Genomic DNA, 21723 nt, shown 5'->3' on the forward strand with positions numbered 1-21723 from the left:
GCAAGACGGCGTGTCCATGAAAGGTTTCCTCGTGCGCAAACATCACCTCGTTCTGCTCGGTTGGTCACTCGCGGGCCTGGCGGCGGCCGGCGACGCCGCCGCGCAGATCCGGCCTGACCCCGCCGGGCACGACTCGCTTCGCACCACCCGATCGCTGCTGGATTCGGTCCGGGTAACCGCCAGTCAACCTCGTGCCCTGCTCGACGGGCGATCGAGAGGACTTGGTGGGGCGATCGAAGCGCGCGAGCTGACGGCGCTTCCCACCGATGCACGTGACCCCATCAGCCTGCTCTACAACATCCCGGGCATCACCCAGGCGACCGGCTTCTTCGGTGACGCGCCGCGCCTGTCGTTCAACGGCGGCAACGCGCTCTATTCGTCGTATCTGCTCGATGGCCTCGACAACAACGAGGGCTTCCTCGGCGGGCCCCGCGTGGATCTCCCATTGGGGGCCATTGCCCGGATGGACGCCCTCGTGAACGGGTACAGCGCGGCCTTCGGGCGCAGCCCGGATGGGGTGGTGAACGTGACCTCCCAGCCCGGTGGTCGGGCGCGCGGTGGTGACCTCTTCGTGTACCAACGTCCGGGACGACCCCTCGATGCACGGCTCCCGGTGACATTCGGCGCGGTGCCGCAGGCATTGAATCGCAGGCAAGAAGGCTTCGAACGCCTCCAGGCGGGTGGATCGTATCGTACGGCATCGGCCAGCGGCCGGACGCTCGTCGGGTCCGCTCTCGAATACACGAGCGAGCAGGAGGACCGCATCGGGTCCACGGCACAGGCGCAGTTTCTCGGCACCGAACACCGGCAGACTGTGAAGGGCTACCTCCGGGTGGACCATGGATGGTCGCCCACGCAAACGACCACGCTGCGGTTGGCCGGGAGCGGCGTGGATCGCGCCGGGAACGGCAGCGGGGTGGTGACCCCCGAGGCGGATATCCGCACGCGACGTATCGGCACGCTCAGCGCGCTCACGCATCGTTCGACAAGCGCCGACGGCCGCGGCACGCACACCCTGTCGGCGCAGTTCGGCACGTATCACTGGTACTTCCCGCCGGTGCGCAGCGACTTCTCGCAACCGCAGGTCACCATCGTGACTCCCGATCGCGCGGTGCAGGCCGTCGTGGGCTCCAGCAACTTCGTCTTCGACGAACGCGAGCGGCAGATTCAGCTACGTGATGTGGTCGAGCGCGACCTGTCGCGTACGCAGCGTGTGCGGGCCGGCGCCGACGTCGTTCATGCCCGATTCGCGCTGGCGGCGGCCAGCACCAATCCGAACGGTGCGTATACCGTGGTGAACGACGGCAACATCGCTGCAACGGGAGGACGCCCGCTGTCCATTCGCGATGTGCCGGCCGAGGTGCGCGTGCTCTCGTACACCGTGGATGCGCGGCCCCAGCAGGTGAATCTCACGCAGACGATGTACGGTGCGTTCGCCGAGCATGAATGGTTACCCACGCCGCGGCTCGCCGTGACCACCGGTATTCGCTGGGACTACGACGATCTGACGTCACGCGGAGAGAGTGCGCCCGATCTCGACAACATCCAGCCGCGCGTGGCGACCACCTGGCAGCGGAGCCCACGTGACCTCGTCCGGGCGAGTATCGGTCGCCATGCCGGACGTTTTCCCTACGCCATCTACTCCGACGCGATTCAGCTCGGGGCCAGCGGGAACGCTGTGCTCACGTACGAGGGCGCCTCGGCGCCGGCCTTCCGGGCGGGGCAGTTGCCGGCGCAGATCAGCGCGTCGGAAATTCAGTCGGTGCCACGCGAGATCTTCCGGACCTTTGCGGTGGGCCTAGAACAGCCGATGAGCTGGCAATCGGCCGTGGGGTACCAGCGGCAGATCGGCACCCGGTGGTCGATGAGTGCCGACGTCGTATGGAGTGAGACACGCAACCTGCCGTGGCTGGCGGACCTCAACCCCATCGCTCGACGGCTCACGGCGGCCGACACGACACCGCGCTTCTGTGCCAGTGCGTTCAGTTGCCCGGGTGATGCGAGTCGGCCGAACGTGCCGGCGACCAGCGGATACCGCCGCGAAAGCACGGCGCAGTCGGGTGGCTCGGCCCGCTACCAGGCACTGTACGTGGCCGTGCGCCGCGCGCGCTCCGACCGGTGGACCCTCGATGGCAACTGGGTATGGTCACGCGCCCGGAACAACACCGAGGACTTCAATTTCTCGGCGACGCAAGGCAATTGCTTTGCGCGCAGTGGCGTGGACGCGATTACCGGCGCCTCGTGCACCAGCGACGAGTGGGCCGACGCCAACAACGACCGTCGCCATCGTCTTACGCTACGGACGACCGCCACCCCGGTGCGTCGCCTGTCGCTCGGCGCCATCGTGGACGCCCAGACCGGCGTGCCGGTCAACCGACTGGCGGGCCGAGTCGCCGCCGATGGCAGCATCGCACGCTACGATCTCTTGGGGAGCGGGCCCATCCGTGGCAACGGATTCATCGGTAACGGGGACCGCTTCTTCGGCGTGGGGCGGAATACCGAGCGCCTCCCGGGGAGCGTGACCCTGGGCGTGAGTGCCGTGGGGCGTCCGCTGGCTCAGCGCGCGCCGGGGCTTGAGGTGCGGCTGGATGTTTTCAATGCCCTCAACTCGCTCGTGTGGGGCGGGTACGCCAATGGAATCGGTGGAGGCGGCAGCCGTACGCAGTTCGGTCGTCCCGGCGACCCGATCGAGCTGTTCGCCGCCGGGCCGCCGCGACAGTTTCAGCTGTCGCTGCGCTTCGCCTTTGGCAGTGCGACCGTTCCCTCCACGCCCTGACCTTCGTGCATGATCGACGAGCCCTTCCGCCGCTGGCTGGCGCGTCATGCAGCCGCGCCGGTACCGGTACTGCATCGCCTCGGTGTCACGCCCAACGCCTTGTCGTGGACGGGACTGCTGCTGGCGCTCGTCGCGACTGCCCTGGTGGCACGTGGCGCCCTCATGCCGGGAGTCGTCGCGTGGCTGGTGAGTCGCGTGGCCGACGGGTACGATGGGCTTCTGGCGCGCTACGCGAATACGAATTCGTTGTTTGGTGGCTACCTCGACCTGACGCTGGACATGCTCGCGTATTCGGCCATGGCGTGCGCCTTCGCGTACGTGATGCCGGCCGACCGCCTGCTCTGGCTCTTCGTCCTGACCGGGTACGTGCTCGCCGTCACCACGACGCTGGCGCTGTCGTCTCTGGCCGAGCGGGCCAACCGGCAGATAGGTGGCAATCGCTCGATTCAGTTCACCGCGGGGCTCGCGGAAGCGGGCGAGACAACCATCGTCTACGTCCTGCTCGCCCTGATGCCGTCGTTGAGTCGCTGGATTCTCATGGTGTGGGTGGGTCTCCTGATCGCCACGACGGTGCAGCGAACCCTACTGGCGCGTCGTATCTTGCGTCCATGACCGACGCCAGGGATGTGTCCGGATTGTTCGAGGAAGAAGCCATGCGTTGGCTTCCCGATGTGATGCGCTTTGCGCTCGCGCTGACGCGTGACCGAAGCGAAGCCGAGGACCTCGTGCAGGACACGTTCGTGGCCGCGCAGCGAGCGTGGCATCAGTTTCAACGTGGGACCGACGCCAGGGCGTGGCTCTTCACCATCGCGCGGCATCGGTTCTACCGTCTCCACGAACGGGCGGATCGTCAGGTGGCGACGGATAGCCCGGAGCTCGAGTCGCTCGCCGCCGCCGCGCACACCATGGAGCACGGATCGACGCTGGCAGAGCAGTTCGAACGGCAGGAACTGCGCGAAGCGGTGCGCCGCACGATGTACGCGTTGCCGTCGGTCTACCGTGAAGTGGCCATTCTCGTGGACTGGCATGACCAGTCCTACGAGGCCGTGGCTGGGATTCTCGGTATCCCGGTGGGTACCGTGCGATCCCGACTCTTTCGGGCGCGGCGCCTGTTGCAGCAAGCGCTCACCGCCTACGCCGAAGACGCGGGCCTCTCACCTCGCGCCACGCGGGGAGGGGCGCAGACATGATGTTACCCATGCTCGACTGCGAAGCGGTCATGCGCCAGCTGTGGGACTATCTCGATCAGCAGCTCACGCCGGACACCATGCGGGCAATTCACGCGCATCTCGATGATTGCCAGCAGTGCCGTCCGCACGCCGAGTTCCGTCGGGCGTTCGAGCGGGTGGTGGCGGGAGCACGCGAGGACGCCGGCGATACCGATGCTCTGCGCGAGCGCATCCGGCAGGCGCTGCGCAAGGCGGACTCGCAATAACGGCGCATGATCATGTCACTCGTGGATGCCGTGCTCGGTGCGCGTCTGTCACTGGCGCTCGGTGCCCTCGCGGTGCTGGCGTTGTGGGAGTCGATCGATCCGTTCCTACCGCTGTTCTCCGGTCGTCACGCGACCGGTTCCCGCGTGGCACATGGTGCGCGCAACGTGGCGATCGGGTTGGTGAATGCGCTGGTGGTCCGCTTCGGCTTTCTTGGCGCCTGGACCGCGGTTGCGGCGTGGAGCGACGCACATGCGTTCGGGATTCGGGCGTGGATCGGTGGGCCGGCCTGGCTGCAGTGGGCGGTCGTGCTGCTGTTGCTCGATTGCTGGACGTACGTCTGGCATCGGCTCAACCACACGGTACCGCTGTTGTGGCGCTTCCACCGTTTGCACCACAGCGATCGGGAAATGGATGTGACCACGGCCAATCGCTTCCACTTGGGCGAGATCGTGCTGTCATCGCTGGCGCGTCTCCCGCTGCTGGCGCTCCTTGGCGCGAGTATGCTGCAATTGGCCGTGTACGAAACGATCCTGTTTGCCGTGGTGCAGTTCCATCATGCGAATGTGGCCGTTCCCGAGCCGATCGATCGCCTGCTGCGCGCGATCGTCGTGACGCCACATCTGCACAGGGTGCACCATTCAGTCGTCGTTGCGGAGCAGAACGCCAACTTCAGTTCGGTGCTCACGTGGTGGGATCGGGTGGCCCGTACGCTGCGGGTGTCGCCGAACCTCGCGGACATCCGCTTCGGCATCGACGACGAACCGGCCGCGAACTGAACGCGGCTGGCCAGCGGGAACGAATCCCCCGGCTCGTGACTCATTGCGGTGATGCATTCACCGATGGTCTTTCGCCCTCTGCTGATGCCCATGCACGACGCTGCGCCATCCGACTGGCCCTCCGACATTCTGCTGCGCCCGTTCGATGCGGCGAATGCCGATCTCGTGCGTACCGTGGCGCCCAAAGGCTGGCTGGCGCCTGTGGCGAAGGATCGGTACCACCTCGTCGTGGTCGGCGCAGGGACCGCGGGGCTCGTGACGGCCGCGATTGCGTCGGGGCTCGGGGCGCGAGTGGCACTGGTGGAACGCCATCTGTTCGGTGGGGACTGTCTCAACTTCGGGTGCGTGCCGAGCAAGGCGGTCATTCGCGCTGCGCGCGCCTGGCACGATGCGCGTCGTGCGGCCGCCGAGTTCGGCGGACCATCGGTCACGGCTGACGGGGACTTCGGTGCCGTCATGGCCCGGTTGCGCCGGTTGCGCGCAGATATCAGCCCAGTGGATGGCGTCGAACGATTCCGATCGCTGGGGATCGACGTGTTTCGTGGCCATGCGGCGTTCTCCTCGTCGGATACGATCCGGGTTGGCGAGGCCACGTTGCGCTTTCGCCGTGCGGTGATCGCCACTGGCGCGCGCGCGGCGCTTCCGCCCATTCCCGGGCTCGCCGATACGCCGTACGACACTCACGAGTCGATCTTTTCACTGACCGAGCGCCCCCCCCAGCTGATCGTGATCGGCGGCGGTCCGATCGGGAGCGAACTGGCACAGTCGTTCGCGCGGTTCGGCAGTGACGTGACCATCGTCCATTCCGACGGGCACATCCTGCCACGGGAGGACACCGATGCAGCGGCTATCGTGGCCGAAGCGCTGACGTCCGACGGTGTGCGGCTGGTGAACGGCGCTCGAATCGAGCGGGTCTCGTTCGACGGTGCGGCGTTCCACCTTCATTTGGTTGGTGACCACGGTCGCCCGGTGTTGCACGCCGATCGGCTGCTGGTGGCCGCGGGTCGTACGCCGAATGTGGAAGGGCTGGGACTCGAGGCTGCGGGGATCGGATACACGCGCACCGGGGTCACGGTGAACGATCGTCTGCGCACGACCAATCCGCGCGTCTATGCGATCGGTGATGTATCGTCGCGACTGCAGTTTACGCATCTCGCCGATGCGCAGGCGCGACTGGTTGTCGCGAATGCACTGTTCTTCGGGTTGGGTGGCGGGCGCGCCAGCGCCTTGGTCGTGCCCCGGGTGACCTACACGGATCCCGAAGTGGCGCATGTCGGGTTGACCGCCGAAGAGGCGGCGGCAGCGGGGCAGCCGATCGAAACGATCACGGTGCGCCTCGAGGACAACGATCGGGCGCGATTGGATGGGGAGGCCGAGGGCTTCCTCAAGGTCCATGTCGCCGCTGGCAGCGATCGCATTCTCGGTGCAACGCTGGTGGCATCGCACGCCGGTGAGATGATCGGCGAGATGACACTTGCCATCACCGTCGGCGAGGGACTCGGTGCCGTCGGCAAGACCATTCACGCGTATCCGACCCAGGCCGAGGTGTTTCGGCGTGCGGCCGATGCGTGGCGACGGCGCAGGTTCACCCCGAGGGCGAAGCGGCTTGTGGGCTGGTGGTTCAGGGCGTGGCGCTGACAGGCTCTCGCGGGTCCGGAGGTGCGGTAACGCCTGCCGTTCCCTTTGCGACGCCTTGCCTGCGCCCGGCCCCGGGATACCGCCCCGCGTGCCGAGCGATCAGGAGACGTCGGTCTGCCCGGATCGCGCGCGACGGCGTGACGACACCAGCCCGATCATCACCAGCGGCCAGGCGAGCGAGCAGGCCGTCAGGGCGGTGAGCGGTCCTACGGTGCAGACGATCATTCCCATGAAGATGGCGGGTGGTGTCCACTGCGTGTCGCGAAAGAATCGCCCCGCCGCGGGCCCGGTGCGCACGAGCAGCATCACGAGGGTGAGGGTGGCCCCGGCGCCATACCATAGTCGCCAGCCGGTGGACTGGCGCCAGCCGAGGGTCACGGTGTCGAGGATCAGGGCAAGCGGAAGGTCGAACATGGGGGCGGTTGAGGAGGTGACGGTCGGTGAACCCGCTTCCCCGTCGATCGGTGCCCAACACGGTCCCCCACGCTGCCGTGCTGTCGAGCGTGGGGCTCAGCGACATCCTGCCGGAGACGACGGTGGCGCGCACGCTGGCTTTTCGCGGGTCGCTCTGCGTCCATGTCCGTTGCGTGCCCATGGCACTTTCGGCGCGCATCCGACCCTTGCCCCAGGGCGCGTGCCGCCGCCGTGTGACCGGCCGTAACTTCAGAAGGGGAGCCTGCGTATCGACTGCGGTGAACGCGCCAGCCATGTGGCGCCGACAATGTCTGCCCCTGTGTAACTCCGCGTGCCCACCGATTCCCCTACACTGACTCCGGATTCGCTCGAGGACCCCGCACTCGCCGCGCGCCTTCGTGGTGGCGACCCCGCGGCGTTGGAGTCGGTGTTTCGCCAGATGCACGAGCCGCTCGTGGCCTTCGGGAGCCGCTATCTTGGCGACCGGGCGCGGGCGGAAGAGCAGGTGCAGGAGCTGTTTTTCACCTTGTGGAACACCCGCGAGCGTCTGGCCTTCAGCGGCAGCCTGCGCAGCTATCTCTTTGCGGCCATGCGCAACCGAGCGCTGAACGTGCGCCGTCGCGACGCGGTGGAGCAGGACTGGGCCGACGACGAGGCGCAGGAGTCGGTACGCCTGCTGCACCGCCAACCGGAAACGCCGGCGTCCCTGCTCGAGGCGGACGCGCTGCATCAGGCCGTGAACGACGCCTTCGAGCGCCTCCCCGAGCGGTGTCGCCTGGCCATGCACCTGCGTTGGCGCGAGGGGATGTCATACGCCGAGATCGCCGAGGTGCTGGGCATTGGGGTGAAAGGGGTGGAGAACCAGCTGGCGCGTGGGCTGAAAGCGGTGCGCGCGATGGTGGGGGCGACATGAGCGTCAGCGGGCGGAGTTGGCGATCCGTGGGGGGATTTGTGGATCTCGCGTGTGATGGGGGTATGCCCCCCGTGGAGCTGTCATGACCCCGACCGACGGTCCGGTGGATCGTTCACCGTATCCTCCTGATGAGGACGCGGCGTTCGAGCGCGCCTTGGCGGGGGCGGCGCGTGGCCCGGTGGTCGTCACGACCGCGGAGACCGATGCCGCCTGGCAGGCGCTCGCGGCGCGCGTGGCGCAGACGGCGGTGACGGCCGATGCGACCATCGTGCCCATCACCTCGGCGGCGTCTGTGCGTCGCGGGCGACCGTGGCGTCGCGTCGCGTCGCTGGCGGCGGCGGCCTTGGTGGCGGTGAGTGCCGGACTGTCGTGGCAGTATCGGCAGAACGCCTTCCGTGAGGTCACCGCACCCGCGGGGCAACGGGTGGCCGTACAACTCCCCGATGGCAGTCACCTCACCCTCGCCGCCGGCAGTCATGCCCGCTGGCGCAAGGATTTCGGTGATCGGGCGCGCGACGTGTATCTGACCGGTGAAGCGGTGCTCGAGGTGGTGCATGACACCACGCGCGCGTTCCGGATCTACACCGGCAACGCCGTGGTGGAGGACATCGGGACGCGCTTCCTGGTGCGCGCGTGGCCCGAGCAGGCAGGGGTGGACGTTCTGGTAACGGAGGGCATCGTGGCGCTCGCCGACACGACGACCGCACGGCGCACGGCGCCCCTGCAGCGCACGACCATTGTGGCCGGACAGCGCGGCGTGCTGCGCGCAGACGGCACCGTGCAGGTCACGCCAGCCGATACCTCGGCGCTGGCGTGGATGAATGGCGCCCTGCATTTCGACAATGCCCCGTTGCGCGAAGCATTGCCCATCATCTCGCGGTGGTACGCCGTGGACATCGATGCCGATCCGGCACTCCTGGAGCGACGACTGACCGGACATTTCGTGCAGCAGTCGCTGCCGCAACTGCTGGACGCGCTCGGGTTGGCACTCGACGTGCGCGTGCGGCGTGACAGCGATGGTGTGCACCTGCAGCCCTGACCACTGAGGGGTTTTCCGCGTGACGCGTGTCTTGGGATCGAACGACCGCGCCACGCCCTGCTCGCACCAACGCGAACGGCACCGGCGCGCAGCGTCCTGTCATCCATACCGTTCATGACTTCGACTGTCCTCGGCGCGCGCCGACATGCCTGGTGGCGCGCCGTGCCTCTGACCGCGGTGCTGCTCTGCGCACTGGCGCGACCAGTGCACGCGCAGAACCGCGTGACTCCACCACGCGACTACGTCTCACTGGACAGCGCCAGCACGGCTCGCGGCGGCCTGCTGCGTCCCGTGTCCCTGCGTTTGCAGCAGGTGCCGCTCGTGCGCGCACTCGAGGAGATCGCCATGCAGGCGCGCCTGTCGTTCGTGGCCGACCGGGCATTGCCCGGACTCGATCGTCTGGTCACGGTGAACCTGGCCGCGACGCCGGTGCGCGACGCCATGCGCACGGTGCTGCGTGATGCGTCGTTGGAACTGCTCGTGGGCCCCAACGATCAGTTGGTGCTGCGCGTGCGCGCGCCGCGGGCAGCCGCTCCCCGCTCCCGTGATGCGCTGCGGCTCTCCGGTTACGTGCGAAACGTCTCGAGTGGCGAGGTGGTGCGGCGCGCCCAGCTCGTGGTGAACGGGACCACCAACCGGGAAGCCAACGAGGAGGGCTTCTACGTGCTGCTGCTGCCCGAGGGTGAACACCAGCTGCAAGTGCGGGCGCTGGGGTTTGCGCCCCTCGACACCGTGATCAAGTTGACGGAATCGCGCACGCTCGACTTGTCGCTGCGCCCACGCACCGTCGTACTCACGGCCATGAAGGTGGAGGCGAGCAAGAACGAACGTGGGGATCTGGACCCCAAGCTGCCCGACATGAGCGTGGCGCGGCTCGATATGAACATCGTGCGCAAGGCGCCGCCGCTGCTGGGTGAAGTGGATCCGCTGCGCAGTCTCACGTTGCTGCCCGGTGTTTCAGCCGCGAGCGATGCCAGCAGCGCCTTCAACGTGCGTGGCGGCAGCGTGGACCAGAACCTCGTGCTGCTGGACGAAGCCACGCTGTACAACCCGTCGCACGTGCTCGGCTTTCTGTCCACGTTCAACGCCGACGCGGTGGACGACGTGACCCTCTACAAGGGCGCCATTCCAGCCAAGTTCGGTGGACGTCTCTCCAGCGTGGTGGACGTGCGGCAGCGCGAGGGGAACATACGCGAGTTTGCCGGGAGCGCGTCGATTGGCCTGCTGGCCAGTCGCGTGATTGTCGAAGGTCCACTGCCCGGCAATCGCGGCAGCTTCATGGTGGCGGGGCGTCGCTCGTACGCCGACGCCTTTCTGCGCCTTGCGAGCGACTCGAGCATTCGGCAGAACGAAGCGTTCTTCTACGACATCAACGCCAAGGCCAACCTGCGCCTTGGCCAGAACGGCGCCCTGCTCTTTTCCACCTTCGTGGGGCGCGACCGCTTTGCCCAGCCCACCGAACAAATCGGCGTGGGGTGGGGCAACCGTTCCTCGACGCTGCGCTAGAACCAGGCCTACAAGCGACTCTTCTCGAAGGTCACCACCACGACCAGCACGTACGACTATCGGTTGGACTTTCGTCTCGAGCCACGCGACTCGGCACGGTGGAGCGCCAGTATCGCCAGTGCCAGCGTGAAGGTGGATGAGACCTTTCGGCTGACCGATCGGCAGTCACTGGAGTTCGGTGGCGAGTATATCGATCATGAATTCCGCCCGGGCGCCATCGCGCCCCGTGGTGATACGACGTTGCTGCGCCCTCGTACCATACCCACGCGGTACGGCACGTCGATCGCGGGGTACCTGGGGCACGAGGTAGAGGTGGGCAGTCGCATTGGCGTACGGTATGGCCTGCGCTATGCAGCCTTCTCCCGCAACGGGCCGTACACGCGCTACCGCTACGCCAACGACGCGCCGGTGGTGTACAACGCCAGACTCTCCCGCTACGAGCCCGGCCGGTTGCTCGATAGCACGCGAATCACGGACGACCGGCAGATCATCCGGTACGACGGCTGGGAGCCGCGGGCGTCCATGCGCTTCTCGCTGACTGAGCAGTCGAGCCTCAAGGCCAGTTACGCCCGCACGCAGCAGTTCCTGCAACTGGTGTCCAACACCAACTCGCCCACGCCGCTGGATGTGTGGGAGCCGGTGGGCGAGTTCATCCGGCCCCAGCAGGCGGATCAGGTGGCGCTGGGGTACAGCACCCGTCGCGGCGCGTACGAGTTCACGGCCGAAGTGTACGGCAAGCGCGCGCAGAACGTGGTGGATTACATCGACGGTGCAGACGTGGTGCTGAACCCGCGCCTCGAAACGCTGCTGGTACAGGGAGAAGGGCGCGCGTATGGCCTCGAGCTGTTCCTGCGCCGCAGCACCGGTCGCCTGAGTGGGTGGGCCAGCTACACACTGGCACGTGCCGAACAGCGCTTTCCGGTGCCGCCGCGTGCCGGTGCGGTGAGTGGCGGCGGGGTGAACGGTGGCCGGTGGTATCGCTCGCCCTTCGACAAGACGCACAACCTGTCGCTGGTGGGCGTGTGGGAGTGGAAGCCCAAGTGGACGGTGAGCTCCACCTTCCTGTTCGCGACGGGGCTGCCGGCCACGCTGCCGGAGTCGCGGTACATGCTGGACGGCTTCCTGGTGGCCGAGTACGGCGCGCGCAACGGCGCCCGCCTGCCGGCCTATCATCGTCTGGATCTGAACTTCGCCCGCACCATGGGCCGTGGGGAGCTGCAGTTCGGTTTTCTGAACCTCTACAACCGGTTCAACGCGCAGGCGCTGCGCGTACGGCAGCGCACGAACGACCCGCTGGTCACCGAAGCGGTACAGACCTCGATCTTCGGTCTGGTGCCCAGCATCAACTACGTCTTCCGCTTCTGAGCGCCATGATCAATCGACTCCTGCAACGGGCCACGTACGCGCACCGCGTTTCGCTGGTTGTTCTGATGGCCGGTGTGCAGCTGCTGGCCACGGGTTGTGAACGTGTCGTCGGCATCGAAGTGGACACCGGTCCGGAGCGCCTGGTCGTCGAGGCGCGCCTCGAGGCCGTCAACGGGGCGCCCAGCGGTCGTCAGTCCATTCGGCTCACCACCACGGCGCCGTACTTTTCGAATGCACCGACGCCAGGGGCGCGCGGGGCGGTCGTGCAGGTGCGTGACGACCTGGGGCGCGCGGTGCGGTTCGCCGAATCGTCCACGTCGGGTACCTACGTCACCGACAGTCTCGTGGCCGCCGTGGGGCGCACCTACACCCTGCGCATCGAGTGGCGCGGGGACGTTTACGAGTCCACCGACCGGTTGGATGCGGTAGCGAACATCGACTCGCTGTACTTCATCGCGCGCCCGCGCCGTGATGCCGCCAAGGAGGGGGTGCGGGCTACCATCGACCTGCGCGACCCGCCGGTGGTGGCGAACTACTACCTCTGGGATCAGTTCGTGGACGGCGTGCGACAGATCGCGCCGGACAGCCTGTTCAGGGCTCGCATTGTCGTGAATGACGAGTTCTTCCAGGGGCGCCGACTCCGCCAGTTCCAGCCGTTCGATGGGGTACCGGTGCGGAGCGGGCAGGAGGTCCTCATTCGTCAGTATTCCATCTCGGAAACGGTGTGGCGCTACTACGATGCGCTCAATCAACAGACCAATGGGGACGGCTCCCCGTTCTCCATTCCGCCGTCGAGTGTGCGCGGCAACGTGGCCAACGTGACGCGGCCCAACGTGATGGCGTTGGGCTACTTCTCGGCCAGCGCCGTAGCGGAGCGCCGCGCGCGGGTGCCGTAGCAGGGGTACGGGGCGCGCGTCCGGAGTCTTCCCCTCGGCCCGCGCGCACGCCCCGGGGGTTCCCGGCGTAGAATGCAGGTATGCCCACTTCCCTCGTGGTCGCACTCGCACTCGCTCTGGCGCTGGTCGTTTGGCCGCCAGCGCCGACCTTTGCACAAGGCACACCGTCGGCGGTCGGCCCGACGATTCCGCGCGACTCGCTGGTGGCCCGGCTGGCCGACCTGCGGCGCATTCACACCCCCGACGGCATCGAGCTGCTGGAGCCGGTGCGCGTCGATGGCACCATGCAGTGGGTAAACGTGCGCGGCAAGCACCGCGACAACCCGGTGATCGTGATGATCCACGGCGGCCCCGGTACGCCCACGCTCTCCTCGGCGTGGGCGTACCAGGCCCCCTGGGAAGACTTCTTCACGGTGGTGCACTACGACCAGCGCGGCGTGGGCAAGAATGCCGTGAGCGCCGATCGGGACGCCCTCGCCCCGACGCTGACCTTTGACCGGCTCGTGCTTGATGCCGAGGCCATGGTGGCCTGGGTGCGTGAGCGGCTGGGAGTGGAGAAGGTGATCGTGATGGGCTACTCGTACGGCACCATGCTGGGGATGGCGCTCGTGCAGCGGCGCCCCGAGTGGGTGCACGCGTACGTGGGGGTGGGGCAGGTGAGCGGCAGCGGCGACGACTACCTGTACCGGAAGTTGCGGGCGCTGGCGACGGAAAGCGGCAACCGTGACGCGCTGCGCGAACTCGACTCCATTGCCCCCTATCCGCGGCCGGGCGCGCCGGTGAGCAGCGTGCTGCTCACCCGGAAATGGGCGCGCCACTTCAACGGCGGCTGGTACGGCAAGCCCACCTTCGACCTGCTGTTCAGCCTTCCCGAGTGGGCACCGGAATACACGGCCGCCGAGGTGGCGGAGCAGCGCGCCGCCACGCAGTGGACCACGCGCACCCTCGTGGGGCGGGGGGCCGCCCCGCTGCCGACGACGTTTGCCGTGCCGGTGGTGATCGTGCAGGGGAAGCACGATCTGCACACCCCGTACGAACCGGCGCGCGATTACGTCGACCGCATCACGGCACCACGCAAGCGGTTCGTGACGCTCGACTGGTCGGCGCACGTGCCGTTTCTCGAGGAGCCGGGACGTTTCCTGCAGGTGTTGCTGGACGAGGTCCGGCCACTGGCGTTCGTGCCGCGGTGAGCGACCAGCAGTCACTCGCGGGGGAATCGCGGCGGCACGCTGCGTGGGCCGCGGCGCTGGCGAGCGTCCTGTTCGGGGCCTCGGTGGTGGTCACGCGCTACGTGGTATTGGAAATCCCCCCGGTGGGGCTTGCCTTTCTGCGGTACGTCCTGGCCACGGCGTGTTTGCTGCTGTTGTTGCGGGGCGCCGCCTTTCCCGCCATGCCCTGGCGCGACCGGGTGCAGGTGACACTGCTCGGCGTGCTCTTCTTTGGCGTGTTCCCGTGGAGCTTCAGCGCGGCGCTCACCCACCTGCCGTCGGCGCCCGTGGCGCTGGTGGTCGCCACCATGCCACTGGTGACGCTGGGGCTCTCGGTGTGGCGCGGGGAGGAACCCTGGCGGGCACGCGCGGCCCTGGGGCAGGGGATCGCGCTGGCAGGTCTGCTGCTGGCGCTGTGGCCCGGCGCGGGGGCCGGCGCGCCGCCGGCGGCGGCCGATGCCTGGGTGGGGTATGTGGAGATCAGCCTCACGGTGCTCTGCGGGGCCACGTACAACGTGTGGTCACGTCCACTGCTGCGTCGCTACGACGCCATGGCCATCTCGGCGCAGAGCATGCTCGCCGGCGCGGTGGCACTGACACCGCTGGCCATGGCCAGCGGCCTGCTCGCCCAGGTGCCGCAGGTGACGCCGCTGGGGTGGGCGGCCGTGCTGTTCCTCGGTGTCTGCGGTGGGGCGTTGGCGTTCGGGTTGTGGATCTGGGCCCTGCGACACTCCACGCCGTCGCGCGTGGCCGTGTTCCTGGCGCTCAACCCCATCACGGCCATCATGCTGGGCGTGGTGCTGCTGGGTGAACCGGTCACGCTGCGGCTCGCCCTGGCGCTGGTGATGGTGCTGGCGGGCATTCAGCTGGCCTCACGCCGCTAGATTGCGTGGTACTGTGCTCATCCCTCCCCTGCCCCGCGCCATTTTCGGCCCCACGCGCGCCATCGTTCCCCTCACGCTGACGGCCGCTCGCCACCCCACGGAGTGCCGCTGAGTGCGGGTCGCCATCGTGGGAGGGCCGGGGATCGGCAAGAGCACGCTCGTGCGTCAGCTGGGTGATCTGTATCGCTACGGCTCGTACGGCGAGGGAGAGCAGGGGGTATGGGACCCGCGCGTGCTGGCCGACATCGAGGCCGGGCGCAATCCGGTCGGGGTGACCGCGTACTTTGCGCGGCTGTACGACGCGAACTATCGCCATGCGGCCACGCACGACGAACCCGGGGCCGTGGTGCTGGTGGAGGGGGCGCAGATCACGCTGGAAGCGCACATCGCCGAGTATCCGCCGGAGACGCACGCCGCGTTGCAGGAGGTGGTGGGCATGGGCGCCCACTGGTGTCCCGACCGCACCATCGTGCTGACGTCGGGGACCGACACGATCGAGAAGCACATCCGGCTGCGCCGTCGTCCGCACGAGGAAGTGCAACGGATGATCGAGCGGTTCCGGCTCATCGACGCGGAATTCCGGCGACTGGCGCCGCAGCACGCCGGTGCGGTGCTGGTGGATCGCGACGGCATGGAGTTTCATACGCGCGAAGGGCTGCAGGCGGTCGCCGCGGCGGCGGGGCTGCCGCCGTTTCCCGAGATCCCGTACGAGCAGCTCGACTGACGACCGCCGCCGCGCTCCCGGTTGGGAGCCGCGTGATCAGGCCACGTTAGCGCACGGGTACGCGGCTGTGCTGCCACACGAAGCGGGACCCCGTGGCGGGATCGAGCCCCGGGACGAGCGTGCTCACGACGAGTGGGGTGCTTACGGTCACGGCCCGTCCGAGCTCGGTGTGGAAGCGTGCAGAGACGAGATCGCTCACGGCCGCCACGTCGCGTACACTGCTGTACAGGCGCAGCGGCCCGGTGGGAGGGAGATTGAGCTGCGTCCAGGTGGTGGTACGGTCGGCAAGCAGCTGCAGTGCACCGGCGGCGTCACGCGTGTACCCCGCATCGCCGCCGGTCACGATGCTGCGGGCCTTGGTTGCCCGGGGGATCACCCAGGCCTCGAGAGCGCCGTCGGCGACCGTGACCGGTACCACCGAGAAGGGGCGAGCACGCTTGCTCCAGGTGGGGCGCACGAGGACCGTGACGTCGCGGGCGAGCTTGGCGGCGCGCGCCAGGCGCGCGGTGTCGACCGGGTCGGTGTAGCGCGGCCGTGCCCCATCGAGACGCACGAGCTGCAAGCGGCGCACGGTGGTGTACGCGCTGTCGATGTCGTACACGCCCCCCACCGGTACGCCATCGGCCGTCCGCTCACACACGATGGCCCGCGGCGCCCGCGCTGCCGGCCCGTAGGTGCCTTCGGCGCGCAGCCGGGCGACGGTGGCCGTGCACTGCAGCCAGAAGCTGACCGCCCGGGCGCGCAGGTCGGCCGCGGCGAACTGCTCGGCAAAGCCGGACGGCAGCCCCGAGGCGTCGGGGACGGGGGTGGGCTCGGCGGGCGCGGCGCGCACCGGCACGGCATCGGGCGCTGCCGCCGGTGTTCGGCCGGCGCAGGCGCCTGCCACAAGCAGGGAGAGAACCGGCGAGACAAGGCGACGGGCGCGACGCAGCGGCATGACAAGCGGGTAAGGAGGAGGCGATCGCGAGCGCAACAGACGGACGGACGGACGGACGGACGGACGACACAAGGTAGCCGCAGGGGTCGCGAGGCGCGTGCTACATTCACGCATGTCTGCGTCCCGCCCCGTCTCCGTCGAGCTATACAAGCAGTTCACGGTGGAAGCTGCCCACCGCCTGCCGAACGTCCCGCCCGGTCACAAGTGCGCTCGACTGCACGGGCACTCGTTTGGCATCGAACTGCGGGTGAGTGGTCCACTGGATCCCGCGCTGGGGTGGGTCATGGACTTCGCGGAGATCAAGACGGCGTTTCAGCCGCTCTACGACCAGCTCGACCATCATTATCTGAACGACATCCCCGGCCTGGAGAATCCCACGAGTGAGGTGCTGGCCGTGTGGATCTGGGAACGTCTCAAGCCGGTGCTGCCGCTGCTGAGCGCCGTGGTGGTGCGCGAGACGTGTACGTCGGGGTGCGAGTACCGGGGTCCGGCGTAGATCGATCGGCGCGCCGTGCAACGCGCGGCACTTACATGATTGACCGTTCTCATTATGCTTCAATGTGTAATGAGCGCCTCCTTCCGCCTTCGCGTTCGCTTCAGGTTTCGGCACGTCGCACGTGGGTGTGCGTTGCTGACCGGAGCGGCGGTGGCCACCGTGATGACCTTCGCGGTGCCGCTCCGGGCGCAGGAGACGCACGGCGCGCTGCGGCACCTGCACGGGGTGGTGGAAGCGGGGGAGAGCGGCCGTCCCATTCGCGACGCAGACGTGGTGGTGAGCTGGAGCCTGCGCACCGGTGACCGCGTGGCCGAGCAGTCGGCGCGTGAGCGCACCGATGGCAACGGGCGCTTCGATCTTCGTGATCTGCCGCCGCAGGTGGTGAGTCTGCGCGTGCGGGCGCTGGGCTACGCGCCGTTTGTCCGCGATGTGGATCTGCGTGACGCCGACCGCCTGCTCACGGTGCATCTCGACGTGGCGACGACGGTGCTGCAGGAGGTGGCGGTACGGGCCGACACGGCTCCGGAACGGTTGTCGCGGGTTGCGGCGACGAGCACGCTCGACGCGCGCACGCTGGCGGCCACGCGGGGCCAGACGTTGGGCGAGACCATCAAGAACCTGCCCGGTGTCACGGTCATCCAGTTCGGCCCCAGCATTGCCAAACCGGTGATTCGCGGGCTCAACTCGCAGCGGGTGCTGGTCATGAACGGCGGCCTGCGCCAGGAAGATCAGCAGTGGGGCACCGAGCATGCCCCCAACATCGACAGCTTCGAAGCCGATGCGGTCACGGTGGTGCGCGGCGCGGCCACGGTGCTGTACGGTCCCGATGCCCTGGGGGGCGTCGTGCGTGTGGATCACGCGGCATTGCCCGACACGGGGGGGCTGCGTGGCACCGTGGCGCTCAATGCCTTCTCCAACAGTCGGCAAGGTGCCGTGTCGGTTGGCGTGCAGGGGGCGGATCTGTCGCTGCCGGGCATTGGCACGACCGGCTACCGCGTGCGTCTGACCTCACGGCTGGCCGGCAACGGCGGGGCGCCCGACTACTATCTCACCAACACCGGGTTCCGGGAGCTCAACGGGAGCGTGGCGCTGGGGGTCGCGCGCGACTGGGGACGCGCCGAGGTTTCGCTGACGCGCTTCAGCACCGAGCTGGGCGTGCTGCGGCAGGCGCATGTGGGCAATGCCAACGACCTGGCGCGGGCGATGAGCGGCGCGCCCCCCGATTCGGCGTTCAGCTACGCCATCGGGCGCCCCAACCAGCGTGTGGCGCACACCACCTTTCGTGTGCGCACCGTGCGCACGTTCGAACAGGCCGGCGACCTCGAGGTGGTGTACGGGCTGCAGTACAACCACCGTCGCGAATACGACAACCACGGTCCCCTGCGCTTCCGCAACGAACCAGCGTTCAATCTCAAGCTGTTCAGCAACGCGCTGGATGTGCGGTGGACGCACCCGCGCTGGAAGGGATGGCGCGGCACGGTGGGCACCAGTGCCATTGCGCAGGGCAACCAGACGCTGGGCAAGGCGTTCCTGATTCCCGGTTACGACCTGTGGCAGGGGGCCGTGTACGCGCAGGAAGAGCTGGCGATCGGGCGTCTGTCGATCAACACCGGGTTGCGCGGCGATGCCATTTCGCAGACCACGATTGCCTTTGCCGACGCGGGCATTCGCAGTCCGGCCGGTACGAAGTCGTGGCGCAACATGGCCGGTTCGCTGGGTGCCGCATATCTGGTGCGCGACGGGCTCGACGTGGGGGTGCGCCTGGCGCGGGCGTGGCGGCCACCCACCGTCAACGAGCGCTACGCGCAGGGGGTGCACCATGGCACGGCGCAGTACGAGCTGGGCGATGCGGATCTCTCGAGTGAGCAGTCGGTGGGCGTGGAGGGTACGCTGCGCTTCCGCCGTCGCTCGCTGCAGGTGGATGCGGCCACGTACTCCAACCGCGTGAACGGCTTCATCTATCTGCAGCCCACGCAGCCGATTCAGACGATTCGCGGCGCCTTCCCGGGCTTCCGGTATGCCCAGGCCGATGCCCGCCTGCGTGGCGTGGAGCTGGCCACGTCGTACACCCCGCACACGCGGGTGCAGTTCACCGCCAACGGCACCGTGGTGCGCGGCACGAACCGGCGTACCGACGAACCGCTGTTCGATATGCCAGCCGATCGCCTCTCGCTCAACGCACGCCTGCTGGGCTCGCGGGGGGGCGGTCAGGATCCGTCATCGTGGCACCTGGGGATGGGCACGTTGCTGGTGCGCCAGCAGGACGGCGTGCCCAATGGCACGGTCTATACGCTTCCCACGGCCGGCTATGCCCTGCTGCAGCTCGAGGCGGGGATCCAGCGTTGGAATCTCCTGGGGCGACGTGCGGATATGTCACTGTCGGTGAACAACGCCCTCGACACACGCTATCGCGACTACCTGAGTCGCTACCGGCTGTTCGTGAACGACGCCGGGCGGGATGTAGTACTGCGGCTGACCATGCCGTTCTGACCGGCGCGCCGGGGCGCGCCACCTGTGGGACTCTTCACCCTTCACACTCATGGAGCATCCGATGTCGAAGTTCTCGTCGCGCCGCTGGATGGCGCTTGGTTCCGGTCTGCTGGTTTCGCTCGCCGCCTGCGGTGACTCGTCCACGGCCCCCGGCGGTGAGTCGGAAGTGATCTCGCGCGTGACGCTCACGCTCACGCCGCCCACCGGCGCGGCGCTCACCACGTACATCGACGACGCCGACGGCAGCGGCCCCACGGCACCGTCGGCGCAGGTGGCCATTCCGGCACTGGTGCGCGGGGTGACGTACACGGGCAGCGTGCGTTTCGAAAACCGCCTGGTGAACCCGGTCGAGGACATCACGGCCGAAGTGCAGAAGGAATCGAATGAGCATCGCGTCTTCTTCACCGTCACGGGCACCGGCGTGACCGTCACGACGACCGACAACGACGGTCAGGGTCGCCCGCTCGGTCTGCGCTTCACCAAGGCCGTGGCTGGTACGGCCACGGCGGGTACGACGCGTGTCGTGCTGTGCCACTACGACGATTCGCCGAAGGCGGCGTCGGCCACGTCGTGCACCGGGGACACCGACATCGACGTGACGTTCGCGCACACGATCGCGCCGTAACGATTGCGTCGGCCAGGGATCGCCTCCGGTGCGAAACGGCACCGGGGGCGCAGGCGGATGGATCATCCTCCGGAGACTGCCATGCAACGTGCCCGCCGTCTCGCGCGGTGGATGCCGGTCGTCAGCCTGATGCTGACGACCAGCGCCTGCGCCACCAATCCCGTGACGGGACGGCGCGAGCTGTCGCTGGTGTCGGAGGCGCAGGAGGTGCAAATGGGGCGCGATGCCTCCCGTGGCGATCTGCAGCGGGTCGGTACGGTGGCCAATCCGGCAGCGCAGGCGCTGGTGCGGCGCATCGGGGCCCAGATGGCGGCCACGTCGGAACGGCCGGGGCTGCCGTGGGAATTTCACGTGCTCGACGACGCGGCGGTGAACGCCTTTGCGTATCCCGGGGGATTCATCTTCGTGACGCGGGGGCTCCTGACGCACCTGAACAGCGAAGCCGAGTTGGCGGAGGTGATCGGTCACGAGATCGGTCACGTGACGGCGCGACACAGCGCCGCGCAGATGAGTCAGGCCACGCTGGCCCAACTGGGGTTGGCGGGGGCAAGTATCTTCTCGCCCCAGATTGCCCGCTACGGCGACCTGCTTGGCACCGGAGCGTCGCTGCTTTTCCTCAAGTTTGGCCGTGACGACGAGCTGCAGGCCGATGCGCTCGGCTTCCGGTACTCGCTGGCGCAGGGATACGACGTGCGCGAGTCGCCGAAAGTGTTCACTACACTCGGACGCCTGAGTGGCGGGGCAGGCCGCGTTCCCGAATGGCAGAGCACCCACCCCGACCCGGGGAACCGCGTGCAGCGGGCAGAGCAGCGTATCGCCGAAACGCCGGCCACCGCGTTTGCCAACGCGCGGGTGAATCGGCCGGAGTACCTGCGGTTGCTCGACGGCATGGTCTTCGGTGAGAACCCGCGAAACGGTTTCTTCGACCGCTCGCGCTTTCTGCACCCCGATTTGCGCTTCCAGCTCGATTTCCCCGGTGGCTGGAAGACCTCGAACCAGCCCGACGCGGTGATTGCCGTGAGCGCCGACCACGGCGCGCAGATTCAGCTGGTCCCGGGACAGGGGACGCCGATGCAGGCGTTGCAGGGGCTGCTGCAGCGTCCGGGCGTCACGGTCAGGCAGTCGGCGCAAACGACGGTGAACGGGATTCCCGCCGTGATGGCGGCGTTCGACGCACAGCTCGAGCGGGGGGTACTGAACGGCCTGGCCATGGCGGTGCGCTACGGCGAGGTGACCTACGTCCTGCTGGGGCTCACCGTGCCGCAGGTGGCGGCCCAGCACGGTCCCTCCATCGACGCCGCGTTGCGTTCGTTCCGCCCACTCACCGACCCGGCAGCCCTCAATGTGCAGCCCGCACGCGTGCAGCTGGTGACGCTGGACGAGGCGATGACCGGGCAGCAGTTCGTGCAGCGGTTTCCCAGCACCGTGTCCGCCGAGCAGGTGTACGTGATCAACGGCATCGAGGCCGGGACGTCGCTGCCGCGCGGGATGCTGCTGAAGCGGGTGGTGGGGGGCGTGGGGCGGTAGCCGGGTTTTCCGCGTTCGGGGTTGATGACCCGCGCGCCGATCTGCACACTCATGGGCGAGCGCGTGGCGAGCC

At 68.1% G+C, this 21723-nt stretch carries 20 protein-coding genes; 18 read left to right on the top strand and 2 right to left on the bottom strand.

Features of this window, described 5'->3' with window-relative positions; genetic code table 11:
- Positions 1 to 10 precede the first annotated feature (10 nt).
- The 6 genes from O9271_RS17425 (at position 11) to O9271_RS17450 (ending at position 6626) form a co-directional block, all read left to right on the top strand.
- The gene (locus tag O9271_RS17425; RefSeq protein ID WP_343213936.1) at positions 11 to 2776 is read left to right on the top strand and encodes a hypothetical protein; all 2766 of its coding nucleotides are present in this window, start codon (positions 11 to 13) and stop codon (positions 2774 to 2776) included.
- A 9-nt stretch (positions 2777 to 2785) separates the two neighbouring features.
- On the top strand, positions 2786 to 3388 hold the full coding sequence (locus O9271_RS17430) for a CDP-alcohol phosphatidyltransferase family protein (protein WP_298272545.1): 603 nt from the start codon (positions 2786 to 2788) through the stop codon (positions 3386 to 3388).
- Positions 3385 to 3966: a sigma-70 family RNA polymerase sigma factor gene (locus O9271_RS17435; RefSeq protein WP_298272547.1), complete on the top strand. Its 582-nt coding sequence runs from the start codon at positions 3385 to 3387 to the stop codon at positions 3964 to 3966. Before O9271_RS17430 ends, O9271_RS17435 begins: the two co-directional genes overlap by 4 nt.
- Entirely contained in the window at positions 3963 to 4211 is a 249-nt protein-coding gene (locus tag O9271_RS17440) for a zf-HC2 domain-containing protein (RefSeq protein WP_298272550.1), read from the top strand. Before O9271_RS17435 ends, O9271_RS17440 begins: the two co-directional genes overlap by 4 nt.
- A 6-nt stretch (positions 4212 to 4217) precedes the next feature.
- Positions 4218 to 4988, top strand: a complete 771-nt coding sequence (locus O9271_RS17445) for a sterol desaturase family protein (protein WP_298272552.1) — start codon at positions 4218 to 4220, stop codon at positions 4986 to 4988.
- Positions 4989 to 5051: 63 nt separating this feature from the next.
- Positions 5052 to 6626: a mercuric reductase gene (locus tag O9271_RS17450; RefSeq protein WP_298272554.1), complete on the top strand. Its 1575-nt coding sequence runs from the start codon at positions 5052 to 5054 to the stop codon at positions 6624 to 6626.
- A gap of 99 nt (positions 6627 to 6725) precedes the next feature.
- Here O9271_RS17450 and O9271_RS17455 read toward each other — a convergent pair whose 3' ends face one another.
- A complete protein-coding gene (locus O9271_RS17455) occupies positions 6726 to 7040 on the bottom strand; it encodes a hypothetical protein (protein WP_298272556.1) in 315 nt (104 codons plus the stop codon).
- Between the two features lie 331 nt (positions 7041 to 7371).
- On the opposite strand from O9271_RS17455, the gene O9271_RS17460 reads away from it, so the two are divergent.
- The 8 genes from O9271_RS17460 (at position 7372) to O9271_RS17495 (ending at position 15575) form a co-directional block, all read left to right on the top strand.
- The gene (locus O9271_RS17460; RefSeq protein ID WP_298272558.1) at positions 7372 to 7953 is read left to right on the top strand and encodes an RNA polymerase sigma-70 factor; all 582 of its coding nucleotides are present in this window, start codon (positions 7372 to 7374) and stop codon (positions 7951 to 7953) included.
- Positions 7954 to 8035: 82 nt separating this feature from the next.
- Complete coding sequence (locus O9271_RS17465) at positions 8036 to 8992, top strand: FecR domain-containing protein (RefSeq protein WP_298272560.1); 957 nt, start codon at positions 8036 to 8038, stop codon at positions 8990 to 8992.
- A gap of 114 nt (positions 8993 to 9106) precedes the next feature.
- On the top strand, positions 9107 to 10498 hold the full coding sequence (locus O9271_RS17470) for a TonB-dependent receptor (protein WP_298272561.1): 1392 nt from the start codon (positions 9107 to 9109) through the stop codon (positions 10496 to 10498).
- Between the two features lie 63 nt (positions 10499 to 10561).
- Positions 10562 to 11863 carry a TonB-dependent receptor gene (locus O9271_RS17475; protein WP_343213937.1) on the top strand — a complete coding sequence of 434 codons (1302 nt, stop codon included), beginning with the start codon at positions 10562 to 10564 and terminating at the stop codon, positions 11861 to 11863.
- A gap of 5 nt (positions 11864 to 11868) precedes the next feature.
- Complete coding sequence (locus O9271_RS17480) at positions 11869 to 12759, top strand: DUF4249 domain-containing protein (protein WP_298272562.1); 891 nt, start codon at positions 11869 to 11871, stop codon at positions 12757 to 12759.
- Between the two features lie 80 nt (positions 12760 to 12839).
- Entirely contained in the window at positions 12840 to 13949 is a 1110-nt protein-coding gene (locus O9271_RS17485; protein WP_298272564.1) for an alpha/beta hydrolase, read from the top strand.
- The gene (locus O9271_RS17490; protein WP_298272567.1) at positions 13946 to 14851 is read left to right on the top strand and encodes an EamA family transporter; all 906 of its coding nucleotides are present in this window, start codon (positions 13946 to 13948) and stop codon (positions 14849 to 14851) included. Before O9271_RS17485 ends, O9271_RS17490 begins: the two co-directional genes overlap by 4 nt.
- A 112-nt stretch (positions 14852 to 14963) precedes the next feature.
- The gene (locus O9271_RS17495; protein WP_298272569.1) at positions 14964 to 15575 is read left to right on the top strand and encodes a hypothetical protein; all 612 of its coding nucleotides are present in this window, start codon (positions 14964 to 14966) and stop codon (positions 15573 to 15575) included.
- Positions 15576 to 15621: 46 nt separating this feature from the next.
- Here O9271_RS17495 and O9271_RS17500 read toward each other — a convergent pair whose 3' ends face one another.
- Positions 15622 to 16512 carry a hypothetical protein gene (locus tag O9271_RS17500; RefSeq protein WP_298272571.1) on the bottom strand — a complete coding sequence of 297 codons (891 nt, stop codon included), beginning with the start codon at positions 16510 to 16512 and terminating at the stop codon, positions 15622 to 15624.
- Between the two features lie 112 nt (positions 16513 to 16624).
- Between O9271_RS17500 and queD the strand changes: the two genes are divergently transcribed.
- The 4 genes from queD (at position 16625) to O9271_RS17520 (ending at position 21650) form a co-directional block, all read left to right on the top strand.
- Positions 16625 to 17008, top strand: a complete 384-nt coding sequence (gene queD / locus O9271_RS17505; protein WP_298272573.1) for a 6-carboxytetrahydropterin synthase QueD — start codon at positions 16625 to 16627, stop codon at positions 17006 to 17008.
- Between the two features lie 150 nt (positions 17009 to 17158).
- Entirely contained in the window at positions 17159 to 19498 is a 2340-nt protein-coding gene (locus tag O9271_RS17510; protein WP_298272575.1) for a TonB-dependent receptor, read from the top strand.
- A 61-nt stretch (positions 19499 to 19559) separates the two neighbouring features.
- The gene (locus tag O9271_RS17515; RefSeq protein WP_298272577.1) at positions 19560 to 20123 is read left to right on the top strand and encodes a hypothetical protein; all 564 of its coding nucleotides are present in this window, start codon (positions 19560 to 19562) and stop codon (positions 20121 to 20123) included.
- Positions 20124 to 20204: 81 nt separating this feature from the next.
- Complete coding sequence (locus O9271_RS17520; RefSeq protein ID WP_298272579.1) at positions 20205 to 21650, top strand: M48 family metalloprotease; 1446 nt, start codon at positions 20205 to 20207, stop codon at positions 21648 to 21650.
- Positions 21651 to 21723 lie beyond the last annotated feature (73 nt).

Origin of the sequence: Gemmatimonas sp. (genome assembly GCF_027531815.1) — a bacterium.
GTDB lineage: Bacteria > Gemmatimonadota > Gemmatimonadetes > Gemmatimonadales > Gemmatimonadaceae > Gemmatimonas.